Source organism: Catellatospora sp. NPDC049609 (genome assembly GCF_040675365.1).
Classification (GTDB): Bacteria; Actinomycetota; Actinomycetes; order Mycobacteriales; family Micromonosporaceae; genus Catellatospora.
Genome location: NZ_JBFAOU010000040.1, coordinates 20,374 through 43,842 on the forward strand (window position 1 = coordinate 20,374; position 23,469 = coordinate 43,842).

The 23,469-nt window shown below is 74.3% G+C and carries 16 protein-coding genes; 8 read left to right on the forward strand and 8 right to left on the reverse strand.

What is annotated here, in order from left to right; genetic code table 11:
* Positions 1–16: 16 nt before the first annotated feature.
* The 8 genes from AB0J67_RS14210 to AB0J67_RS14245 all read left to right on the forward strand — a co-directional run bounded on the left by AB0J67_RS14210 (position 17) and on the right by AB0J67_RS14245 (position 14,028).
* Positions 17–6,211 carry a condensation domain-containing protein gene (locus AB0J67_RS14210; RefSeq protein WP_363481363.1) on the forward strand — a complete coding sequence of 2,065 codons (6,195 nt, stop codon included), beginning with the start codon at positions 17–19 and terminating at the stop codon, positions 6,209–6,211.
* A complete protein-coding gene (locus AB0J67_RS14215; RefSeq protein WP_363481366.1) occupies positions 6,211–7,611 on the forward strand; it encodes an MFS transporter in 1,401 nt (466 codons plus the stop codon). Before AB0J67_RS14210 ends, AB0J67_RS14215 begins: the two co-directional genes overlap by 1 nt.
* Positions 7,608–7,856, forward strand: coding sequence for an acyl carrier protein (locus AB0J67_RS14220; RefSeq protein ID WP_363481369.1), 249 nt, complete (start codon positions 7,608–7,610; stop codon positions 7,854–7,856). Before AB0J67_RS14215 ends, AB0J67_RS14220 begins: the two co-directional genes overlap by 4 nt.
* On the forward strand, positions 7,853–10,447 hold the full coding sequence (locus AB0J67_RS14225; protein WP_363481372.1) for a 3-oxoacyl-[acyl-carrier-protein] synthase III C-terminal domain-containing protein: 2,595 nt from the start codon (positions 7,853–7,855) through the stop codon (positions 10,445–10,447). The genes AB0J67_RS14220 and AB0J67_RS14225 overlap by 4 nt, the downstream gene beginning before the upstream one ends.
* Before the next feature lie 20 nt (positions 10,448–10,467).
* Positions 10,468–12,345, forward strand: coding sequence for an HAD-IIIC family phosphatase (locus tag AB0J67_RS14230; protein WP_363481375.1), 1,878 nt, complete (start codon positions 10,468–10,470; stop codon positions 12,343–12,345).
* A complete protein-coding gene (locus tag AB0J67_RS14235; protein WP_363481378.1) occupies positions 12,338–12,574 on the forward strand; it encodes an acyl carrier protein in 237 nt (78 codons plus the stop codon). The genes AB0J67_RS14230 and AB0J67_RS14235 overlap by 8 nt, the downstream gene beginning before the upstream one ends.
* On the forward strand, positions 12,571–13,053 hold the full coding sequence (locus AB0J67_RS14240; protein WP_363481381.1) for a VOC family protein: 483 nt from the start codon (positions 12,571–12,573) through the stop codon (positions 13,051–13,053). The genes AB0J67_RS14235 and AB0J67_RS14240 overlap by 4 nt, the downstream gene beginning before the upstream one ends.
* 168 nt (positions 13,054–13,221) lie before the next feature.
* Positions 13,222–14,028, forward strand: a complete 807-nt coding sequence (locus AB0J67_RS14245) for an alpha/beta fold hydrolase (RefSeq protein ID WP_363481384.1) — start codon at positions 13,222–13,224, stop codon at positions 14,026–14,028.
* A gap of 66 nt (positions 14,029–14,094) precedes the next feature.
* Here AB0J67_RS14245 and AB0J67_RS14250 read toward each other — a convergent pair whose 3' ends face one another.
* From AB0J67_RS14250 to AB0J67_RS14285, 8 genes are all read right to left on the reverse strand, one after another.
* A complete protein-coding gene (locus tag AB0J67_RS14250; RefSeq protein ID WP_363481387.1) occupies positions 14,095–14,727 on the reverse strand; it encodes a DUF305 domain-containing protein in 633 nt (210 codons plus the stop codon).
* Between the two features lie 129 nt (positions 14,728–14,856).
* Positions 14,857–15,828: a nitroreductase gene (locus AB0J67_RS14255; protein ID WP_363481390.1), complete on the reverse strand. Its 972-nt coding sequence runs from the start codon at positions 15,826–15,828 to the stop codon at positions 14,857–14,859.
* Positions 15,829–15,994: 166 nt separating this feature from the next.
* Entirely contained in the window at positions 15,995–17,005 is a 1,011-nt protein-coding gene (locus AB0J67_RS14260; protein WP_363481393.1) for a zinc-dependent alcohol dehydrogenase, read from the reverse strand.
* 255 nt (positions 17,006–17,260) lie between these two features.
* A complete protein-coding gene (locus AB0J67_RS14265; RefSeq protein WP_363481396.1) occupies positions 17,261–17,902 on the reverse strand; it encodes a response regulator transcription factor in 642 nt (213 codons plus the stop codon).
* A 38-nt stretch (positions 17,903–17,940) separates the two neighbouring features.
* On the reverse strand, positions 17,941–18,945 hold the full coding sequence (locus tag AB0J67_RS14270; protein ID WP_363481399.1) for a nitroreductase: 1,005 nt from the start codon (positions 18,943–18,945) through the stop codon (positions 17,941–17,943).
* A 182-nt stretch (positions 18,946–19,127) separates the two neighbouring features.
* Positions 19,128–19,724: a hypothetical protein gene (locus tag AB0J67_RS14275; protein WP_363481402.1), complete on the reverse strand. Its 597-nt coding sequence runs from the start codon at positions 19,722–19,724 to the stop codon at positions 19,128–19,130.
* Between the two features lie 93 nt (positions 19,725–19,817).
* Positions 19,818–20,804: a nitroreductase gene (locus AB0J67_RS14280; protein ID WP_363481405.1), complete on the reverse strand. Its 987-nt coding sequence runs from the start codon at positions 20,802–20,804 to the stop codon at positions 19,818–19,820.
* Positions 20,805–20,958: 154 nt separating this feature from the next.
* Positions 20,959–23,322, reverse strand: coding sequence for a phosphoketolase family protein (locus AB0J67_RS14285; RefSeq protein ID WP_363481408.1), 2,364 nt, complete (start codon positions 23,320–23,322; stop codon positions 20,959–20,961).
* Positions 23,323–23,469 lie beyond the last annotated feature (147 nt).

A 23,469-nucleotide genomic window follows, 5' to 3' on the forward strand; every position in this document is an offset into this window, starting at 1 on the left:
CCGGGGAGACCGACCGATGACTCAGGAAATGTCGGCGCAGCTGGCCGACCTCACCGTCGAGCAGCGTGAGCTGCTGCGCCAGCGGCTGGCGGCGCGCCAGGCACGCCCGCAGCGGCTGCCGCTGTCGTTCACCCAGGAGCAGCTGTGGTTCCTGGACCGGATGGACCCGGGCACGGCCGTGTACAACGTGCCGTTCGCGCTGGACATCACCGGGCCGCTGGACACCGGCGCGCTGCGGGCGGCGCTCAACGCCGTGGTGGCCCGCCAGCAGTCGCTGCGGCTGGTGTTCGCCGAGGACGAGCAGGGCCCGTACCAGCGGGTGCTGCCCGAGGTCGACGTGGCGCTGCCGCTGGTGGACCTGCGGGGGCTGCCCGCCGAGCAGCAGCAGGCGCGGGCCGGGCAGACCGCCGTGGACCACGGCCTGGTGCCGTTCGACCTGACGGCCGGGCCGCTGCTGGCCGCGTGCCTGCTGGCGCTGGCCGACGACCGGCACCGGCTGCTGGTCACCGTGCACCACATCGTCTACGACGCCTGGTCCGGTGACGTGTTCGCCACCGAGCTGGTCGAGTTCTACCGGCAGTTCGCCGACGGCACCCCGGCCGACCTGCCGCGCCTGCGGACCGACTTCGCCGGGTACGCCCGCGCGCAGCGGGAGCCCGGCGCGCTGGCCGCGCTCGACGGCCACCTTGCCTACTGGCGTGACCGGCTGGCCGGTGCGCCGGTCACCAGCACGCCGCGCCCGGACCGGCGCCGCCCGCTGGTGCAGACCCACCGCGGCGGCCGGCACGTGCTGGCGCTGCCCTCCGCGCTGTCGGGGTCGATGGCGGCGCTGGCCCAGCAGTCGGGGGTGGCGTTCAACGCCGTCGCGCTGGCCGGGTTCACCGCGGCGCTGTCGCAGACCACCGGCCAGGACGACCTGGTGGTCGGTACGCCGGGCGCCGGGCGCTCGCGCACCGAGCTGGAGCCGCTGATCGGCTCGTTCGCGAACATGCTGGTGCTCCGGCTGGACCTGTCCGGTGACCCGTCGGTGCGCGAGGCGGTGCGCCGGGCGCACCAGTGCACCGGTGAGGCCTACCGGCACCAGGACGCGCCGTACGCGCGCGTCGTGGAGGAGGTCGCGCCGCCCCGCGACCCGGGCATCAACCCGCTGTTCCAGGTGATGTTCACGGTCACCGACGCCGGTGCGGCCGAGCGCGCGGCGGCCGGGGTGCGGTTCACCCCGGTGCCGGTGGACAACCAGCTCACCGACTTCGACCTGTTCGTGACGCTGTCCCGGCGGGCCGGCGGTGACGAGCTGGTGCTCGACTACAACGCCGACCTGTACCTGCCCGGCACCGTGGCGCGGCTGGCGGAGCGGATCTCGGCGGTGCTGTCGGAGATGGTCCGCGCCGCCGACACGCCGCTGCGGCAGCTGCCGTCGATGGCCCGGCCCGAGGTCGTGCTCGGTGCGACGTTCACCGCCGACCTGCTGGCCGACCCGCTGCGGTTCTGGCTGGACTTCGCCCAGGCCCCGGCCACGGTGCGCACCGCGCCGTACGGGCAGCTCGTGCAGCACCTGCTCGCCCCCGGCGACGCGGCCGCGACGGTCGGGCTGCTGCGCTGGGAGGACTGGCTGCGCCGCGCGGCCGCCGACGCCGACCCGGCCGCGGTGCTGGACACGGCCATGCGCGACCTCGAAGCCGCCGTCGCCGGCCACCGCCGCCGCACCGCGGCCCCGCTGGCGCTGGTGCGCTGCCCCGCGTCCCCGGCCGCCGCCGAGCGTGGCTGGTCCGGGCTGTTCGCGCGCCTCGACGACCGGCTGGCCGCGCTGGCGCACACCGTGCCGGGCGTGACCGTCGACTGGGCCGAGGAGCACCCGTACGAGGTGCTGCACGACGCGGTCACCGACGGCCTCGCGCACATCCCGTACCCGCCGGCCTACTTCGCCGCGCTGGCCGCCATCGCGGTACGCCGCCTGCCGGCGCCGGACGCCGAGCCGGAGCGGGTCGCGTACGCCGCCGAGCAGCTGGCCGACCCGGCCGAGGTCGCCGAGCGGGTCGCCCCGCGCGCGACGGCGGTGGCGGGGGAGCAGCTGGTCGAGCCGGGCACCCCGACCGAGCAGCGGCTGGCCGAGATCTGGCGCGAGGTGCTGCGCGTCGAGCAGGTGGGCGCGAACTCCGACTTCTTCGCCCTCGGCGGGCACTCGCTGCTGGCCACGCAGCTGCTGTCGCGGCTGCGCCGGGAGTTCGGCCGCGAGGTGTCGCTGTACGCCCTGTTCACGAACCCGACCCTGGCCGGGCTGGCCGCGGTGGTCGACGCCGCCGAGGGGCAGGCGGCCGACGTGCTGCGGCCCGCGCCCGCCGACGCGGTGCCGGTGGCGTCGTCGATCCAGCAGCGGCTGTGGGCGACCAGCCAGCTCGACAGCGAGGACGCCCGGCACAACACGATGTTCGCCGCGACCCTGCGCGGTGCACTGGACGTCGACGCGCTGCGCCGGGCCGTGGGAGAGATCGTGCGCCGCCACGAGGTGCTGCGCACCACGTATCCCGAGCACCGGGGCCTGCCCCGGCCGGTGGTGCACGCGGAGCTGTCCGCCTGGTGCGAGCCGGTCGACATGTCGGCGGCCGCCGACCGGCGGCGGGCCGTGGCCGAGCACGTCGAGGCACACGCGGGGTTCGCGTACTCGCTCGCAGACGGGCCGCTGGTGCGGGTGCGGCTGCTGCGCGCGGCACCGGACGAGCACCACCTGCTGATCGGTATGCACCACATCATCTGCGACAGCACGTCGTGGGGCATCTTCCTCGACGAGCTGGGGGTGCTGTACGACGCCTACAGCGCGGGCCTGCCCTCGCCGCTGCCGGAGGTGGCGGTGCAGTTCGGCGACTTCGCCTACGAGCAGCAGCAGTGGCTGGCCGGCCCGCAGGTCGAGACGCACCTGGCGTACTGGCGGGACCGGTTGCGCGACGCGGCGGCGCCGGTGGAGCTGCCCGGTGACGCGCCGTCCGGCACGGACGGTGACGTCGCGGGCCGGGCGGGTCGGGTGTTCCCGGCCGAGGTCGGCGCCGCGGTGCGGGAGCTGGCCAGGGCGGAGGGCGTCACCCCGTACAGCGTGCTGCTGACCGTGTTCGCGGTGCTGCTGCAGCAGGAGTCGGGCCAGTCGGACCTGGTCATCGGCATGCCGACCAGCGGCCGGGACCGCGCCGAGCTGCAGCAGGTCATCGGCTGCTTCGCCGACCTGCTGCCGCTGCGCCTGGACGTGTCGGGCGGGCCGACGTTCCGGCGGCTGGTGCGGCGCCTGCACGCCACGGTCAAGGACGCCCAGGCGCACCAGCGCCTGCCCTTCCCGAAGATCATGGAGGCGTTGCGGCTGCCCCGCGACTCGTCGCGGCACTCGCTGCGGTGCGTGCTCAACTACGCCGACGCCGCCGAGGAGCCGCCGACGCTGCCGGGCCTGGCCGTCGAGCCGCTGCCCGCCGGCGCGGCGGGGGCCGACTTCGACGTGCTGTTCACCCTCGACTGGCTCGGTGACCTGCTGGAGGCGGACTTCACGTACTCCGCCGAGCTGTTCAGCGCGCAGCGCGCCGAGGAGGTCGTGGCCCGGTTCGGGCGGCTGCTGACCGAGCTGGTGTCCGCACCGGACACCGTGGTCGCCGCCGAGGCGGTCGCGCCCGAGCAGCACGCCGACGCCGTCGGGCTGGCGTCGTCGTTCCCGGTGCGGGAGCTGGAGCCGACCCTGCGGTTCTGGTCGCAGCTGCTCGGCGAGCCCGGCCTGGCGGTGCGTACCGCGCCGGCCGGGCAGGTGCGCCGGCCGCTGCTGGATGCGGACGGCCCGTTCCGGGGCACGGCCCTGGACGTGCTCCTGCTGCGCTGGGAGGACCTGCTGCCGGGCACGCTCGCGCTGCCCGCGGCAGTGGTGGCCTGGGAGCGGGCGCTGGCCGACCTGGCCGTGGCGGTCGCCGCCCACCAGGATCGGACCGGCGCCGAGCTGGTCGTCGGCGTGTGCCCGGCGTCGGCGGACTACGCCGGAGACCGGTGGGCGGGGGTGCTGGGCGGGCTGACCGACCGGCTGGCGGCGTTCGCCGCGACCCAGCCCGCCGTGCGGGTGATCGCGATGGACCGGTGGGCGCGCCGCTACGGCGTCACCGACCCGCACCCGGGCCGCGACGGCGCGGCGTACCACGAACTGTTCGAGACCGCGCTGGCCACGGCCGTTGCCCGGCTGGCGCGTCGCCGCCGGCACCTGCCGGTGACCGCCGTGGCCGCCGACCCGGCCGCGTTCGGGCCCGAGCTGGTCGCGGTGGTCCGGGATCAGCTCGGCCACGGCCGCGAGGTCGTGCTGAGCGCGCCACCGGCCCTGCCGGAGCTCGCGGCGCTGGTCACCGTCGGCGCCGTCCGGGTCGGCAGTCCGCCGCAGGGCGCGGTCACGCTCGACCCGGCCCGGCCGTCGGCGCACCTGTGGCAGCTCGACGTGCCCGCCTTGCACCCGGCCGAGCCGGTGCCGCTGGCCGCCGACCTGCTCACCGAGCTGGCCGAGGAGCTGTCCACGGCCGACGGCATCGCCGAGGCGGTACGCACCGGACGCCGGCGTTCGGCACGCGGCACGGTCGCGGCACCGCGCACCGACCGGGAGCGGACCCTGGCCGCGATCTGGGCCGAGGTCCTGCACACCGCCGAGGTCGGCATCCACGACGACTTCTACGAGCTGGGCGGCGACTCGCTGCTGGCCATCACCGTGGCGTTCCACGCCGCGGAGGCGGGCATCCAGCTGTCGGCGCGGCAGCTCACCGAGCGGCGCACCATCGCCGAGCTCGACCTGGACCGCGACACCGCTGCGGCCGCCGTGGCCGTGTGCACCGACGTCGCGGAGGGCGAGGGGCCGCTGACCCCGGCGCAGCTGTGGTGGTTCGAGGAGGTCGCCACCACGATGGAGCACCCGTCGTGGTTCAACCACCCCTACTACCTGGACGTGCTGCGTCCCGTGTCGGCCGGGCACCTGGGCCGCGCGGTGCGGCTGCTGGCCGAGCACCACGCCTCGCTGCGGCTGCGGTTCGTGCGCGGGGAGGACGGCACGCTGCGCCAGCACCACGCCGACGGCGCCGACGCGGTGCCGTTCACCAGCCACGACCTGGCCGGCGAGGAGCCCGCGGCGCAGGACGCGGCCATGCTGCGGCTGGCCGCCGACGCGCAGCGCACGCTCGACGTGACGGCCGGGCCGATGTGCCGGGTGCTGCACTTCGCGACCGGCCCGGACCGCCCGGACCGGGTGCTGATCATCGCGCATCACCTGGTGGTCGACGCGATCTCCCGGGACCTGCTGCTCGGTGACCTGCGCACCCTGTGTACGCAGCTGGAGGCGGGCGAGCAGCCGCGGCTGCCCGCCCGGACCAGCGCCTACGGCGTGTGGGCGCGGCGGCTGTCCGAGCACGACATGACCGGGCAGCTGCCGTACTGGCTGACCCAGACCGCCGACGAGGCCACCATGGTGCCGCCGGACCACCCGGACGGCGTCACGACCCTGGCCGCCGGGGCGATGCTCAGCTCGACGCTCACCGTCGCGCAGACCGACGGCCTGCACGAGGTGGTGCGGCGGCTGCGCGCCGGCGTCCGCGACCTGATCATGTGGGGGGTCACCGAGGCCGTCGCGGCCCGCGCCGGCGGCGACCGCTGCCTGCTGGCCACCACCGGCCACGGGCGCGAGGACCTGTTCGCCGACATCGACCTCAACCGCACCACCGGCTGGTTCCAGGTCATGTACCCGGTGCTGCTGGAACTGCCCGCCGGCGGCGCCGCCGCCGACCGGGCCGCGCACGTCGCCGCCCAGCTGTCCCGGGTGCCCGACAACGGCATCGGCTACGGCGTGCTGCGCTACGCCACCACCGACGATGCGGTACGCGCGCAGCTGGGCAAGCTCGTCCAGCCCCGGATCGCCGTCAACTACATGGGCAACTTCGGCTTCGACGAGGTGTCCCAGGCCGACGACCTGTTCGACGTCTGCGACGCCCCCTACGGCGACACCGACGACGGCGTCGGCCGGTGGCCCTACGACCTGGACGTCGGCGGCGTGATCGTCGGCGGCCGGCTCCGGCTCGACGTCGGCTACAGCACCACCGTCTACACCGCCGAGACCGCGCAGGCGTTCCTCGACGAGCTCTGCGCGCGGCTGGTCGGCCTCATCGACCCGGCCGACCCCCACCCGGCCTCGGCCACCCTCCAGGAAGGAACCGCACGATAATGCGACGCCCCGCCGGATTCGCGGCTTTCTCCGTGCTCTGGGCAGGACAGTTCCTGTCCGTGCTCGGCACCCGCATGACCAACTTCGCCGTCAGCGTCTGGGTATGGGACCAGACCGGCAGCACCACCCAGTTCACCCTCACCCTGTTCTTCGCGTTCGCCGCGACCGTGCTGTTCAGCCCGGTCGCCGGCGCGATCATCGACCGCTGGAACCGCCGCACCACCCTCATGCTCGCCGAGGTCGGCACCGCGCTGGCCACGGTGGTGCTGATGGCGCTGTTCCTCACCGACTCCGCCACCATGTGGCAGCTGTACCTGCTCAACTTCGTCACCGGCGCGTTCGTCGCGTTCCAGGTGCCGGTGTTCCAGGCCACGATCACGCTGATGATGGAGCGCGGCAACTACCCGCGGGCCAACGCCATGATGTTCGCGGTCCGCACCACCCCGGAGCTGTTCGCGCCGCTGCTGGCCGCGCTGCTGATGACCAGCATGAACATCGAGACGGTGCTCGCGCTGGACAGCCTGTCCTACCTCTTCGCGATCGGGTCGGTGCTGCTGATCGCGCTGCCGCCCACCCCGCCCCGCCCCGCCGAGGAGGCCCCGTCCACCTTCTGGGAGGACTGCCGGCTCGGGTTCCGCTACATCCTGCGCAGCAGGCCGCTGCTCAACCTCGAGATCTTCCTGATCGTCATCAACATCCTCGCCGCCGTCGGCTGGCTGCTGCTGCGCCCGATGGTGCTGGAGCGCACCGGCGACGACGCCGACTCGCTGGCGCTGGTGCTGGCCACCGGCGCGATCGGCGGCATCGGCGGCACGATCCTGGTCGCGCTGCTCAAGACCCCCCGCGACAAGATGCGCTACGTGCTGTGGGCGACCGTCGCCTTCAGCGTCATCGGCCGCATCGTGTACGGCGTCTCCGACGTGATCCTGGTCCTCGGCTTCGCGCTGATCGTCGTGCACATGTGCATCCCGGTCATCGACGGCTACGCCACCTCGGTCTGGCAGGAGAAGGTCGAGCCGCACGTGCAGGGCCGCGTCTTCGCCGCCCGCCAGTTCGTCGAGGAGCTGTCCGTGCCGATCGCGACGCTGATCGCCGGACCGCTGCTGGAGTACGTCATCGTCCCGTGGATGGCGCAGGGGCAGCCGGGCGCGAGCCTGTTCGGCGGCCTGGTCGGCACCGGGCAGGCCGGCGGCATCGGCCTGGTGTTCGTGGCGATCGGCGTGCTCGGCACCCTGCTGGCCGTGGTGTCGTTCGTGACGCCCAGCATCCGGCGCATCGAGACGATCCTGCCCGACGTGGCGCCCGAGCCCGCCGCCGACGAGCCCGACCCGGCCGCCGACGCCCCGGTCGCCGCCGCTGCCGCGGCCAAGCAGCCGGTGGAAGCGGCGGTGGGGTCGTGACCGCCGTCGTCGAACCCGCCCACCTGCATGACCTCGTCGCCGACGTGCTCGACCTGTCACCCGGGACCGTCACCGACGACGACGGCCCCGCCACCCTGCCCGACTGGACCAGCCTGCGCCACCTCCAGCTGATCGTGACGCTGGAGGAGGTCTACCAGGTGTCCTTCGCCTACGAGGAGGTCCGCGACGTGCCGTCGATCGGATTCCTGCGCACCCTCCTGCGCGGCAAGGGGGCCGCGGTATGAGCACCCTCACCCCGCACCAGCAGCGCACCGCCTGGAAGCAGGCCGTCCGCGCCGGCGACCCGGCCGTGCTGCGGATCAGCCTGCTGGCCAGCTACACCGTCGACCAGCTCGTGCCGTACCTCGGCCTGCCCCTGCACCAGGCCGGGCTGCCCGCCCGGTTCCACGTCGGACCGTTCGACCAGATCGTCCGGCAGTGCCTGGACGACGACGGCGAGACCGCGGCCGCCGCACCGGACGTGCTGGTCACCGCGCCCCGCTTCGAGGAGCTCGGCCCGGCCGGGCCGAGCTGGGTCCAGGACCTGACCGACCTCGCCGACGCGGCCCGCGCCGCCGCCGGCCGCTGGCAGGCGACGCTGGTGTTCGTCCTGCCCGCGCTGCCCGACGAGCGCGACCACGGCGTCGGCGACGCCGCCTCGCTCGTCGGGACCGCCGCCCTGGCCACCCAGGCCAGGGAGGCCGCGCGGGTGCTGCTGGCCGGGCAGCCCGGCGTGCTGGTCGCCGACGCCGAGGACGCGATCCGCGACGTCGGCGCCGCCCGCGCCCACCACCCGGCGATGTTCCAGCTCGCCAAGGTGCCCTACACCGAGGAGCTGTTCGCCCGCCTCGGCGGGCAGCTCGCCCGGCTGCTGGCCGGCCGGTACGGGGCCGGGGTGCGCGCGGTCGTGCTCGACGCCGACAGCCTGTCCGGCGCCCCCGCCGCCGCGCTGCGCGCACCGCTGCGCGCGCTGCGCCGCTCCGGCACCCGGATCGGCCTGTGCGCCACCGACCCGGCGGTCTGGTCCGGGCTGGCCGCCCACTGCCCCGAGCTGGTCACCCACGCCGAGGCGACCGTGCTCGACCCGGGCCCGGCCGCCGCGCGGCTGGCCGAGGTCGCCGCGGCCCTCGACGTCCCGGCCGGCTCGGCGGTCCTGGTCACCACCGACCCCGACCTGCTGCCCGGCCGGGCGGTGCTGCTCGGGTCGCAGCCGGAGACGTGGCCGGCGGCCCTGGCCGCCGCGGGTCTGTTCGACCGGCCCGCACCGCTGAGCGCGGGCCCGTCCCCGGCCGGGGCGGCACCCGTCGCCGCCGTCCCGGCACCGTCGCAGGTGTCGCTGGACGACTTCGTGGCGAGCCTCGACGTCGTCGTCGACGTCACGCCGGCAGCCGGCCGGCTGGACAAGGTCGCCGAGGTCGTCGCCCGGGCGAAGGACTTCACCCTCGGCAACGACCAGGACGCCGCCGCGATCGCCGCATACGACGGCGAGGTGCTCGCGGTGTCGGTCCGCGACCGGTTCGGCGACTACGGTCTCAGCGGCGCGGTCGGGCTGCGCCGCGCCGACGGCGTGTGCACCGTGGACCTGTTCTCGCTGTCCTGCCCGGTGCTGGGCCGGCAGGTCGAGGACGCGGTGCTGCGCGACATCACGGCCCGCGCCGACGGCGCCGACGTGGTGTTCCGCTACCGCGAGACCGAGCACAACGGCGCCGCGCTGACGTTCCTGCGGGCGCTGCCGCAGACCCCGGCCGGGCAGGCCGGCGCGGTGCACGCGCTGACCTGGTCCGAGCCCGCGCCGGCCCGTGCCCCGCGCCGGGCCGGGGTGCCGTTCGGCATCGTCGCCATCGGACAGGCCCTGCCCGAACCGTCCGACGTGGCCGAATTCGCCCCGGCCTACACCGACGAGCTGGACCGGATCCGCGGCTGGGGATACCGCACGTTCCACCGCGCGCCCGACGGCGTCGGGCTGACCGACCTGGCCGTCGACGCGGGCCGGCAGGCGCTGGCCGAGGCGGGCGTCGCCACCGAGGACGTCGACCTGGTCGTGCTGGCCATCGCCGACCTCGCCGAGTACCTCTACTGGGATCCCGCGGCGGCCGTCCAGGCCCGCCTGGGCGCCCAACGCGCCGAGGCGGTGCTGGTCAACCAGGCCTGCGGCGGCGGCGTGGCGGCGTTCGACCTGGTCGCGGGCAAGCTCGCCCTGCACCCCGGCTACCGGACCGCGCTGCTGATCGGCGCGAACCGGGTGGCCGAGCCGTACTGGAACCGCATGGCGATGAACACCAGCATCTACTCCGACGGCGCGGCGGCGGCGGTGCTGCGCCGCGACCACGGCGGCTACCGGTGGCTGGCCACCGAGACGATCACCGACGGGACGTACGCCGACTTCATGCGCATGGACGTCGGCGCCGCCGCGGCACCGTTCCTGGCCGGGCAGGGCGACCAGCCGCACGTCCGCAACCCGCAGGACCGGCTGGACGCGTTCTTCAACGGCGACGTGCGCGCCATGTACCGGTTCGTCTCGATGATCCGGGCCCGCAGCCGGGAGGTCGTCGACCGCGCCTGCGCCGCCGCGGGCGTCACCCGCCAGGACATCCGCCGCGTCATCCACTTCAACGACAACGGCCGCCAGCTGGCCGACCTCGCCAAGGACCTCGACATCGCCCTGCACCACACCAACGTCGAAGCCGCCCTGGACCACGGCCACATCGGCTGCGCCGACCAGCTCGTCACGCTGCGGCGGCTGCAGGCGGCCGGGGAGCTGAACCCCGGCGACGTGGTGGCACTGACCAGCACCAGCAGCGGCATGCACTGGATCTGCACGCTGCTGCAGGTGTGAGAGAGACGGAGAAGCACGACATGACCACCGAGACCGACGTCGTGGCTCGCGCCCGCGCCCTGCGCGACCCCGCCGCGCCCGCCGACCCGGACCTGCTCACCGACCTCGCGGCGCTGACCGCGCCCACCGCGCTGCGCGACGCCGGCCGCGCCCTGGCCGGCATCGCCCCGGCCCGGGCCGGCCGCGCCGGGCAGAGCCTGCGGCCCCTGCGGATCGCGGTCGCGGCCACGTTCACCGCGGAGAACGTCGCACCGATCCTGCGCGCCGAGCTGCTGCGTGCCGGCATCGCGCCCGAACTGCACGTGTGCGGCTTCGACCAGCTGCTGGTCGAGCTCAGCGACCCCGAGTCGGACCTGGCCGCGTTCGCCCCCGACGTCACCCTGTGCCTGCTGCACGACGAGGCGCTGCTGCCCCGCGACTGGGACCCCACCGACCTCACCACCCTCACCGACGCCACCACCCACCGGCTCGACATGCTCGAACAGGCCGTCGCGGGCTTCACCGGGCGCGCAGGCGGCGCTATCGTGCTGCACACCGTGCCGCTGGCCCGCAACCAGCAGCGCCGCGTGATCAGCTACGGCGGCCGGGCCGCACTCGGCCGCGCCTGGCGCGAGGTGAACCAGCGGCTGCTGGACCTGCCCGCCCGCCACCCGTCCGTGCACGTCCTCGACTTCGAGGCGCTGCTCGCCGACCACCCCGGACCGGTACGCGACGACCGCCTCTACCGCTTCGCCAGCATGGCCTGGACGATCGGCACCGAGGCCGCGTACGCCCGCGAGGCCGCCGCGTTCTGCCGCGTCACCGCCGGGCTGTCCGCCAAGCTCGTCGTCGTCGACCTGGACAACACCCTGTGGGGCGGCGTCCTCGGCGACGACGGCCCCGAGGGCATCCAGGTCGGCGGCGCCTACCCCGGCAACTGCTACACCGACCTGCAGCAGGGCCTGCTCGCCCTGCGCCGCCAGGGCGTCCTGCTGGCCGTGTGCAGCAAGAACGAGCAGGCCAACGTCGACAGCGTGCTCGCCGCCCACCCGGAGCTGACGCTGCGCGCGGACGACTTCGTGGCGACCGTCGCGAACTGGGGCCGCAAGGACCACAACATCCGCCAGCTCGTGCAGACCCTCAACCTCGGCCTGGACAGCGTCGTGTTCGTCGACGACAGCCCGTTCGAATGCGAGCTGGTCGCCCGGGAGATCCCCGAGGTCCGGGTCGTCCGGCTCAGCGGCGACCCGGCCGGCCACGCCGCCGCCGTGCTCGAACCGCAGTTCTTCGGCGCGCTGGCCACCACCGCCACCGACCGCGAGCGCACCGGCATGTACCGCGCCCGCGCCGAACGCGAGCAGTTCGCCGCGTCGTTCGTGTCCACCGGCGACTACCTGGCCGGGCTCGGCCTCACCGTCACTGTCACCCCCGCCGACGAGTACACGCTGCCCCGGATCGTCCAGCTCGCCGCGCGCACCAACCAGTTCAACCTCAACCCGCGCGCCCACGGCGAGAGCCGCACCCGGGAGATGGCCGGCTCGCCCGACCACCTGGTGCTCGGGGTGGAGGTGTCCGACCGGTTCGGCCGCGAGGGCCTGGTCGGGGCGGCCTGGGTGGCCAAGGGCGGCGACCACTGGCTCATCGAGAACTTCGTGCTCAGCTGCCGGGTGTTCTCCCGCGGCGTCGAGCAGGCCGTGCTCGCCCACCTCGCCGCGCTCGCCCGGACCTCGGGCGCGACGGTGCTGCTGGCCGACTACCGGCGTGGGGACCGCAACAAGGCCGCCGCGTCCCTGGTCGAGCCGTTCACCGTGGGCGCCGACACCGACGGGGTCACCCGGCACACGCTCGACCTCGGCGCGGCGGAGGTAGCCGCACCCGCATGGATCACCCTGGAGTGGAAGGAACCTGCCCATGTCTGACGTCACCGGCACCGTCGTCGGGCTCGTCGAACGGGTCACCGAGCTGCCCGACATCTCCGCGGAGTCGCGGTTCCACAACCTCGCGAACTGGACCAGCCTGTCCGCGCTGCGGCTGCTCACCGACATCGAGGACGAGTTCGGCGTGCAGCTCGACCTGCGCTCCTACCTCGCCGTCAACGACGTCGGGCAGCTGTCCGACCTCGTCAGCACCGCGCTGGGGGACCGATGATCCTGCGCATCGACCACGTCGGCATGGTGGCGGCGGACCTGAAGGCGGCCGCCACCGGCCTGCGGATGCTGACCATGAACCCCGACGAGCACGATATCGTCACGACGTACGACGTGGAGTGCCAGTTCTGGCGGCGGGAGGGCGACCCGACGGCGATCGAGATCGTCACCCCGGCCGGGCCGTCCAGCCAGGTCACCGGGCACCTGCGCCGCAGCGGCCCGGGCCTGCACCATGTCGCGTTCGAGGTCGACGACATCGTCGCCGAGCTGGCCGTCCTGCGTGCCCGGGGCGCGGTCCTGGTCGACGACGAGCCGCGCCCCGGCGGGCAGCCGGGACTGCAGATCGCGTTCGTGCACCTCGGGCCCGCGACCGGGCTGCTGGTCGAGCTGGTCCAGTACGCCGAGCCCCGGGTCCGTCCCGTGGCGGACGTGCCCCGGCAGCGGGCTGCCGCCGGGGGATGGGCGCTGGACGTGCGGTGAACGCCGGGCGCCGGCCGCGCCGGTGCCCGGCACGGTCCTCCACACCGCTGGAGTGACCATTTCGGAAGCTGCGACCTGTGCCGAACGACCGCCGAGAGGTCGTTCGGCACACTGTGCCCACGGGCCGGAACGTCCGGCCCGGCCGCCTCGACGACCCCGGGGGAACCGTTGACCGTACGAGAACTCGTCTCATCGCGATGGCTGCCGTTCCGCGGCAGCGGCCGCGGGGTGTCGGTGTTCTGCCTGCCGCATGCCGGCGGCGCCGCCCACGCCTACCGCGACTGGACCGGTGCCACGGCCCATCCCGGCGTGGACTTCGTGCCGGTGGAGCTGCCCGGTCACGGTCGCCGGATGGCCGAGGCGCCGGTCACCGACCTCGACCTGCTCACCGCACAGCTGGTCGAGGTGGTCGGCGGGTACACCGCCGAGACCGGCCGCCCGTACGCGCTGTTCGGCCACAGCATGGGCGGCCTGCTCGCGTACCACCTGGCGAGCCGCCTCGCGGCGTCCGCCCATCCCGGACCCGTCTGCCTCTTCGTCTCCGGCTGCCGCCCGCCGCACCGGCGGCCCGCCGTCGAGCTGCACGGTCTCGACGACGCCACGCTGGTGGCGACGCTGGTGCGCTTCGGCGGCCTGACGGCGGAGATCGCCGCGCACACCGAGCTGATGGCCTTGATACTTCCCGCGCTGCGGGCCGACCTGGCGCTGTTCGCCGGCTACCGGCCGTCCGGGCCCGCGCTCCCGGCGCCGATCGTCGCGCTGGCGGGGGCGCAGGATCCGCTGGCCGGACCGGAGGACCAGCGGGGCTGGCGGGGACACACCAGCCGCGGGCTGACCGAGCGCGTGTTCCCCGGCGGCCACTTCTACCTGCATGACAACCCGGGCGAGGTGATGCGGGAGATCGCCCGCCGCATCGTGCACCGCGGGCCGGTCGCGAGCGCCGGCCGGATGACCGGGGCGCATCGCAGTCTGTGAGATGCGGCCCGGCGCCCGCGCGTGTCGCGGATGACCGGGCCGCTTCTCAGCGGGCATCGGGGTCGGTCAGCTGGTGGGGCTGGGCGTGGCACCCAGCATCTGGCGCATCTGCGCGATCTGCGCCGTCTGGCTGGCCTGGATCTTCGCGGCGAGCTGCTTGACGGCCGGGTTCACGCCGCCGGCGATCTCGGCCTTGGCCATCGCGACCGCACCCTCGTGGTGGGCGATCATCATCTGCAGGAACATCCGGTCGAACTGCTCGCCGGTCATGTTCTGCATGCGGCCCATGTCGGGCATCGGTCCCATCGACGGCATCATGCCGCGGCCCATCGGCGGCGACACCGACGGCATCGCCATGCCGGGTCCCATCGACGGCACCGGCTTGCCCCACTGCCGCAACCAGGTGCTCATCTGCTCGATCTCGGGCGCCTGCTCCTGCCCGATCTCGACGGCGAGCTGCTTGACCTGGGCGTCGGCCGCCATCTGGGCGGCCATCCGGGCCATCATCAGCGCCTGCTGGTGGTGGACGATCATCTGCTGCAGGAACTGCACGTCGGTGTCGTTGAACTGCTGCGTCGGGCTCGGCTGCGCCACCGCGGGCACCGGCGCGCGCTGCGTGGTCTGCGTGCCGGCGCAGCCTGCCGTGCCGGCGGTCATCAGCACTGCGGTGAGCACCGCGATGCGAACGGTGTGACCCATGTCGGCCTCCCTGGGACGAGTCACCTCGACCACCCTAGATCCGAGAAGACATGATTGGTGGGGATACGCCCCAGGTGGAGGACCGTGCTCCGCGCGGGCGGATGCCCCGGGACGAACCGGGCACGCCGGTCACCCCTCGTCGATGACCTCGGCCAGGTCACGGCGGGGCGTGGGAAAGCCCGCCCGGCCGGTGCCGACCCGCAGCACCATCTGCGGCACGCCGGCACGGCCCAGGGCGAGTCGCAGGCCGTCCCGCTCGGTCCGGTTCTCGATCGGCTGGGACAGCATCGAGGCGGCCAGTCCGGCGTCGGTGATGGTGAGCAGCACCCGTTGCAGCGCGAGGCCGGCCTGGAGTTGCTGCGCCGGGGTGTCGGCGGCGGTGCCGAGCACGACGACCAGCGGGTCGGGATCGAAGTCGCCGCCGGGTGAGGGCTCGTGGCCGCCGTACGCGCGGCGTGGCAGCAGGTCGTCTGGCTGCGGGGCGGAGCCGGCTGCCGGTGCGGGCACCCCGTCGCGGTCGTCGCGGTCGGGCCGGGTCCAGGTGCGCAGCTCGGTCTGGTATGCGCTGTCGGCGGTCAGGGCGGCGTCGGCCGCGCGGACGATCTCGGAGACGACCTCGACGGACGCGGGCCCGTGGATGATCTCGGCCCAGGCGCCCTCGGCGTGCGCGGCGTCGATGATCTGAACATGCGCGTGGACGGGGACCGGAGCCGGGTAGAACGGCTCCCGGTTGCTGAAGCGGCGTTCGACGGCGGCGAACAGCGCCTCCTCGGCAGGGGTGGCCTGCCAGGCCGTGGTGGGGGTGAGCCGGGCGAGCAGCGTCGGGTCGTCCGGGTCGGGCAGCAACTGCACCCGTGCGGCCAGGCCCATGGCGGCCAGGGCCAGGCGGGCGTTGAGCGTCGCGGCGCCGCAGGCGATGCGCAGCGCCCAGCCGGTGGGGTCGGCGACCGGCAGGCGCCGGGCGGGGTCGGCGTGGACCTCGATCGCGCCGTCGTGGTTGCGAAAGCGCCAGGGTTGGCTGTTGTGCAGGGACGGGGCCCGGACGGCGGCGGCGACGACATCGCGGAACGCGGTGTCGGTCAGGGTCAGCGCGATGGTCATGACGGTCTCCTGAGATGTCCCGCGGTGGTCGGCGAGGGGCCTGTCCTGATCATCCACGGTGTACGGCCATGGGACTGCGGTTTCCGGCGCGTCGGCACGAGGCGGGAGCGCCGGTGCGGTGCGGGCCGGGCGGGCCGCGCCGGGGCGGCCCGCCCGGCCGTCGGGACTAGATCCGGAACACGATCCGGGCGGTCACCCGCGAGTCGAGGACCTCCTCGATGGCGTCGTTGATCTCGTCGATGTCGCGGATCTCGTACTGCACGGTGGTGCGTCCGGCGGCGTGCAGGGCGAACACCTCGGCCAGGTCGGCGCGGGTGCCGACGATGGATCCGATGATCGTCAGGCCGCCGAGGACGGTCTCGAACACCGGCAGCCGCATGATGTTGTCCTTGGGCAGCGACACCAGGACCAGCCGGCCGCCGCGGCGCAGGCAGGCGTGGGCCTGCTCGAGCACGGTGGGGCTGGCCGCGAGCACGACGGCGACGTCGGCGCCGCCGATGGCCTGGATCGCGGCGACGGGGTCGGTGTGCGCGGCGTCGATCGTGTGCGCGGCGCCGAGTTTGCGGGCCAGGGCGAGCTTCTCCTCGGTGACGTCGACGGCGATGGCGTCGCCGCCGAAGAGCTGCGCGTACTGCAGCGCGAGGTGGCCCAGGCCGCCGATGCCGAAGATCGCGACCCGCTCGGTGGGCCGGACGGCGGCGACCTTGATCGCCTTGTAGGTGGTGAGGCCGGCGCAGGTCAGCGGAGCGGCGTCGAACGGGCTGACGCCTTCGGGGACCGTCACGACGTGGCGGGCGTACGCGACGGCGAACTCGGCGTGGCCGCCGTCCATGCCGTAGCCGGTGTTGCGCTGCGACTCGCACAGCGTCTCGCGCCCGCTGACGCAGTACTCGCAGGTGCCGCAGCTGTAGCCGAGCCACGGCATGGCGACGCGGTCGCCGACGGCGACCTCGGTGACGCCGCGGCCGAGGCGTTCGACGATGCCGATGCCCTCGTGTCCGGGGATGAACGGCAGCGCGGGCTTGACCGGCCAGTCGCCGCGGGCGGCGTGGATGTCGGTGTGGCACAGGCCGCTGGCCTCGACCCGGACCAGGATCTGACCGGGGCCGGGCTGCGGGACGGGCACGTCGCCGACGGTCAGCGGGGCGGCGAAGTCGGTGACCACGCAGGCACGCATGACTGCTCCTCTCCTCATCACCTCTCGGTGGCTTCACCTTCGAGCCTCGTCCGTCGCCGCGTCGCGGTCACGAGACCCTGGACCCGTTCCGCGGGACCTTCGTCCCGCCCCGGGCTGCCCCCAGCGGACGGCGCCCGGCCAGGCCGTCCGCTGGGACGGCGAGACCGGGCATGGGTGCGGCAAGCGGGCGGCGCCGGTGGTCCGGCCGGGTGCGGGGCCGCGCCGGTGGCGGCCGGGTGCGCCGGTCGGGCTGCCTCAGCGCCGGGCGCCGCCGAGCAGCCGCACCGCGAGCACCGCGGCCTGGGTGCGGCGTTCCAGGCCGAGCTTGGCCAGGATGCTGGTGACGTAGTTCTTGATCGTCTTTTCGGACAGGAACATCTTCTCGGCGATCTCGTGATTGGTCAGGCCGTCGGCGATGTGGCCGAGGATGCGGCGTTCCTGCTCGGTGAGCGCGGCGAGCTCGGGCGGCTGGTGCACGCCGCGGCGGATGCGGTCGAGGACCTGCGCGGTGACGGCCGGGTCGAGCAGGGACTGGCCGGCGGCGACGCGGCGTACGGCGTCGAGCAGGTCGGTGCCGCGGATCTGCTTGAGGACGTACCCGGCGGCCCCGGCCATGATCGCGGCGAACAGCGCCTCGTCGTCCTCGTACGACGTCAGGATCAGGCCCTGGATGCGGGGGTCGACCGAGCGGACGTCGCGACACACGTCGATGCCGTTGCCGTCGGGCAGCCGGGCGTCGAGGATCGCGACGTCGGGGTGCAGCGCGGGGATGAGCCGGGCGGCCTCGCCGGCCGACCCGGATTGACCGACGACTTCGATGTCGCCGGGTTGCTGCAGCAGCTCGATGAGTCCGCGGCGGACCACCTCGTGGTCGTCGAGGACGAAGACTCGGATCATGGCGGGTTCCTGTCCCGGCCGGCTCGCGCTCCCGCGGGTCAGCGGCCGGTCTGGTCGATGGTGGCGGTGGCGTCGAACGGCAGCCGCGGGGTGTTTCCTGCCAGGGCGTGCTCGGGATCGGCGACACCGAGGCGCAGCACGAGGTAGGGGTGGCCGAGGTGCGACAGGATGCGGCGCATCATGGCCCGGGCGCCGTCGATCTCGACGACCTGGCTGAACGGCAGCACGGCCAGGCCCTGCAGGGTGGCGTGCAGCCACACCGCCGACAGGGCCTGCCCGGCGCGCAGCCACGCGGCGCGGTCGTCCTCGGCGCCGAACAGCACCACGTAGGTCGAGGCCTTGTCATGGCCGCCGCCGACGGCGAGGGTGCCGCGGGTGCCGAAGTCGCGCTCGCCGACGTCGGTCTCGGGCCGGCGGTCGGGGATGACCTCGGGCGGCAGTCCCGTGCCCGCGGGCCGGCCGGGGCCGGCCCACCGGTGCGTCTCCGCCTGGACGGCTGGTTCGGCCGCGGCGGCGTCCTCGGCGTGCGACACCGCGACGGCCAGATCGGTGACCTGGTCGGGGGTCAGCCGGTGCAGGTGCACGCCGACCGCGCCGGCGATCCGGCGCAGCTCGTCGACCTGGTCCGCGGTGACCGGGACGTCGACGTTCGGCCGGCGGTCGGTGTGGCGCAGCCGCAGGGCCTGCACCAGCCGCACCGCGTGGGCGGTCACCGGCGTGTCGCCGGTGATGGTGACGGTCGCCAGGTGCTCCGGCCGGGCCGGGTCGGGCAGTGGACGCACGGCGGTGTCGTGCCCCTCGGCGTGCAGGGCGACCTGCGCGTGGTGCAGCGCCGCCCCGCAGCTGACCAGCAGCATCCGCTCGTCCGGGTCGGTGCCGGGCAGCGCCCGGGTGGTGTCGGCGTACAGGTCGAGCCGGTCGGGGTGGATCCGCCAGTGCCAGGGCTGCGTGTTGTGGATCGAGGGAGCGCGGCCGGCGGCCTCGGCGGCCTGGGCGAAGGCCGCGGCGGGGGAGCGGTGCCGCTGGGCGGTGGGCGTGGCCATGGTGTGCCTCCAGAAGTCGTCTCGCCCAGTTCACGCTGCCTGCGTCGGGCGGGCCAGGAGCGAAGGTTCCTTCCGGCCGGGACTTTCGACCCTGCCGGGGAGCTGCCGCCGAGGGGATGAGCGTCGGCTTCACGCCGCCGGCGCGGCCCCGGTGGGTGGGGCCGCGCCGGCGGGGACTGTCGTCAGCGCAGGAACCCGTGGCGGCGGACCAGCGCGGTGCGTGCCCACCGCCGGCCCAGGCCCAGCGTGTCACCGGCGTTGGTCAGCGCCAGGGCGGCGAGCACGCCGGCGTAGACGAGGTGGTCGTCGAGGAAGGGGTTGTTCGCCGGGGGCAGGACGGCGGTCCACATGAGCACCAGCAGCAGCCCGCCTGCCACGGCGGCGGCGCGGACGCCGACGCCGGTGATCAGCGCGACGCCGATGCCGGCCAGGCCGATCATGAACAGCCAGTTCGTCCACCCCGCGCCGGCGATGCCCTGGTAGAACTCGGCGAACGGGCCTTCGGTGCCGAACTTGAGGAAGCCCTGGGTGGGCTTGCCGCCGTTGATCCAGGCGGCCTTGGTCGTGGTCTCGTGGCCGAGGCCGAACAGCTTGTCCAGGAACGCCCAGAGGAAGATCCAGCCCAGGGCCAGGCGCAGCCCGGCCATGACGTAGCGGGTGGCGCGGGCCGCACCGGTCTCGGCGGCCGCCGTGACCGGCGTGACCGGCGTGACCGGGTTGGCGGGGACGGCGGGGTGGCGGCCGTTGACGGTGGGGGCGGGGGCCAGCAGCGCGGGCATCTGACTGTCCTTTCTCTTCGGTTGACACCCTCATTCGATCGCGCATCCGCTCCGCTCCCCAGTGCCGGCGGGCCTGTCCCGGCGGGACCAACGTCACGTGCCCCGGGTGACCGTCGGCATGGGAGCGAGCACATCGGCCAACGGCCGGCGCGCTGTCGTGCCGGTGGCCACGGCGTAGCCGGCGCGTAGCAGGATCTGCGGAGGTGCGCCGCGGTGCAGGCCCAGGCGCAGCTGTTCGCGGATCGCGGGCACGTCGACCGGCTGCGACATCAGCGACGTCGCCAGGCCGCACGCGGTGGCGGTGAGCAGGACCCGCTGCAGCGCCTGGCCGGCCTGCAGATCGTCGTGCGGCGCGTGGCCGTAGGCGCCGAGCACCGCGACGAACGGGTCGCTCTCGTAGTCGCGGCCTGGCGCGCGGGGCGCCCCGCCGAAGTCGCGGCGGGTGAGCAGGTCCTGCGGTTCCGGGGTGGGGCCGCCGGCGTCGCGCGGGACCCCGTCCGGGCTCGGCCGCTCGCGAATCCAGGAGGCGAGTTCGGCGCCGTAGCCCGGCGTGGCCCGCAGCAGCCGGTCGGCGGTGTCGACGAGCTCGGCGACCATGTGCTGCGCGACGGGTCCCAGGATCAGATCGAGCCAGCAGCCCTCGGCGCGGGCGGCCGCGACGAGCCTGGCCCGCACATCCATGGGTACGGCGGTGTCCATGAACGGCCCGCGGTTGCTGTGCCTGCGCCCGATCGCGGTGAACAGCTCCTGGTCGCCGGGTGTGGCTGGATGCGGGGCCGTCAGGCGGATCTCGGCCAGGTGCAGCGGGTCGGCCGCGTCCGGTTGCAGCGTCGTCTCGGCGGACCAGCCCAGGTGGGCCAGGGCGACGCGGGCGTTGAAGATCGCCGCCCCGCAGGACAGGCGCAGGGCCCGCCCGTCGGGGTCGGCGATCGGCAGCCGGCGGTCCGGGTCGGCGTACACCCCGATGGTGTCCGCCCCGAGGCGGAACCGCCACGGTTGGGTGTTGTGCACCGACGGTGCCCGCACGGCGGCGCTCACCGCGGTGTGCAGGGCCGTCTGCCGGGCTGAGGGCGTCATCATGTCCTCCACTGTCTCCGGCTGCGGGAACAGCAGGTCAGGGCCGTAGGTCCCGAACCTGTGGGACCTGCCTCAGGCCCCACAGGACGGCTCGACCGGACGGGTGGTGTGCGCCGGCCCGCCGGTGCGCGCAGCGGACTGCCTCGGGCCGGCCGGTTCAGCGGCGCGTCGGGGCCCAGTCGCGGATCTCGGGCAGGTCCTGGCCGGTCTGGCGGATGTAGGCGGCGTGCTCGGTGCGCTTGTCGACCATGGCCTGGCGCAGCGCGGCGGCCTTGCGGGCCAGTCCGGGCACCCGGTCGATGACGTCGATGACGAGGTGGAACCGGTCCATGTCGTTGCGGACCAGCATGTCGAAGGGCGTGGTGGTGGTGCCCTCCTCCTTGTAGCCGCGCACGTGCAGGTGCTCGTGGCCGTGGCGGCGGTAGGTCAGCCGGTGGATCAGCCACGGGTAGCCGTGGTAGGCGAAGACGACCGGCCGGTCGGCGGTGAAGATGGCGTCGTACTCGGCGTCGGGCAGGCCGTGCGGGTGCTCGGTCTGCGGCTGCAGGCGCATCAGGTCCACGACGTTGACGACCCGGACCCGCAGCTCGGGCAGGTGCTCGCGGAGCAGGTCGGCGGCGGCCAGGACCTCCATGGTGGGCACGTCGCCGGCCGCGGCGAGGACGACGTCGGGGTCGCCGCCGTCGTCGGCGGCCCAGGGCCAGATGCCCAGGCCGCGGGTGCAGTGCGCGACGGCCTCGTCGATGTCGAGGAACGTCGGCGCGGGCTGCTTGCCGGCCACGATCACGTTGATGTAGTCGCGGCTGCGCAGGCAGTGGTCGGCGACCGACAGCAGGGCGTTGGCGTCCGGCGGCAGGTACACCCGGATCACGTCGGCCTTCTTGTTGACGACGTGGTCGATGAAACCGGGGTCCTGGTGGGAGAACCCGTTGTGGTCCTGCCGCCACACGTGCGAGGTGAGCAGGTAGTTCAGCGACGGGATCGGCTTGCGCCAGTCCAGCTCGCGGGTCACCTTCAGCCACTTGGCGTGCTGGTTGACCATCGAGTCGACGATGTGCACGAACGCCTCGTAGCAGGAGAACAGGCCGTGCCGGCCGGTGAGCAGGTAGCCCTCCAGCCAACCCTGGCAGGTGTGCTCGGACAGGATCTCCATGACCCGCCCGTGCGGGTCCAGGTGCAGGTCGGTGTCGACGGTGCGGGCGTGCCACGCCTTGCCGGTCACCTCCAGGACGGCCCCCAGCCGGTTGGATTCGGTCTCGTCAGGCCCGACGATCCGGAAGTTGCGGTAGGCGGCGTTGGCGGCCATCACGTCGCGGACCCAGGAGCCCAGCACCCGGGTCGGTTCGGCGAGCGGGCCGGGCTTGACGCCGTACGCTCGGAAGTCGGGCAGTTCCAGGTCGCGGACCAGCCGGCCGCCGTTGGTGTGCGGGTTGGCGCCCATGCGCAGCTGCCCGGCGGGCAGCCAGCCGACGACCTCCGGCCGGGGCGCGCCGGTGGCGTCGAACAGTTCGGCCGGTCGGTAGGAGCGCATCCAGTCGGTGAGCATGGCCAGGTGGTCGGTGTCGTCGCGGGCTGCTGACAGCGGCACCTGGTGCGCGCGCCAGGTGCCCTCGACCGGCAGGCCGTCGACCTGCTTCGGGCCGGTCCAGCCCTTCGGGGTGCGTAGCACGATCATGGGCCAGCGCGGCCTGTTGACCTCGCCCAGCCGGGCGGCGGCCTGGATGTCGGCGATCTCGTCGCAGACCGTGTCGAGGGTCGCGGCGAGCAGCTCGTGCACGGTGGCGGGGTCGTCGCCTTCGACCAGGTAGGGCTTGTGCCCGTAGCCGGTCAGCAGCGCGGTCAGTTCCTCGTCGGACAGCCGGGCCAGCACCGTCGGGTTGGCGATCTTGTAGCCGTTGAGGTGCAGGATCGGCAGCACCGCGCCGTCGCCGGCCGGGTCGAGGAACTTGTTGGAGTGCCACGACGCGGCCAGCGGGCCGGTCTCGGCCTCGCCGTCGCCGATGACGCACGCCACGAGCAGGTCGGGGTTGTCGAGGGCGGCGCCGTAGGCGTGGGAGAGGCTGTAGCCCAGCTCGCCGCCCTCGTGGATGGACCCGGGGGTCTCCGGCGCGACGTGGCTGGGGATGCCGCCGGGGAACGAGAACTGCCTGAACAGCCGGCCCATGCCGCGCTCGTCAAGGCTGACGTGCGGGTAGACCTCGCTGTAGGTGCCCTCCAGCCAGGTGTTGGCGACCAGCCCCGGGCCGCCGTGGCCGGGGCCGGTGATGAAGATCGTCTCCTGGGCGCGGGCCGCGATGATGCGGTTCAGGTGCGTGTAGAGCAGGTTCAGGCCGGGTGTGGTGCCCCAGTGGCCGAGCAGGCGCGGCTTGACGTGCTCGGGCAGCAGGGGCTCGGTCAGCAGCGGGTTGGCCATCAGGTAGATCTGGCCGACAGACAGGTAGTTGGCGGCTCGCCAGTGCGCGTCGATGCGTGCGAGCTCCTGCGCGCCCAGCGGGGCGCCCTGCGCGATATGCATGTTCATCAGCGTGGCCGCCGTGACCGGTGAGGTGTAGGGCCTGCCAGCCCGCCGGGTTCGGGACCTTCGGCCCGTCCCGCGGCGCGGACCCGGGCCGACCCGCGGATATGACTGGCGCGCGGGCGAGGGAAGGGACCTTCGGCCCGCCCGCGA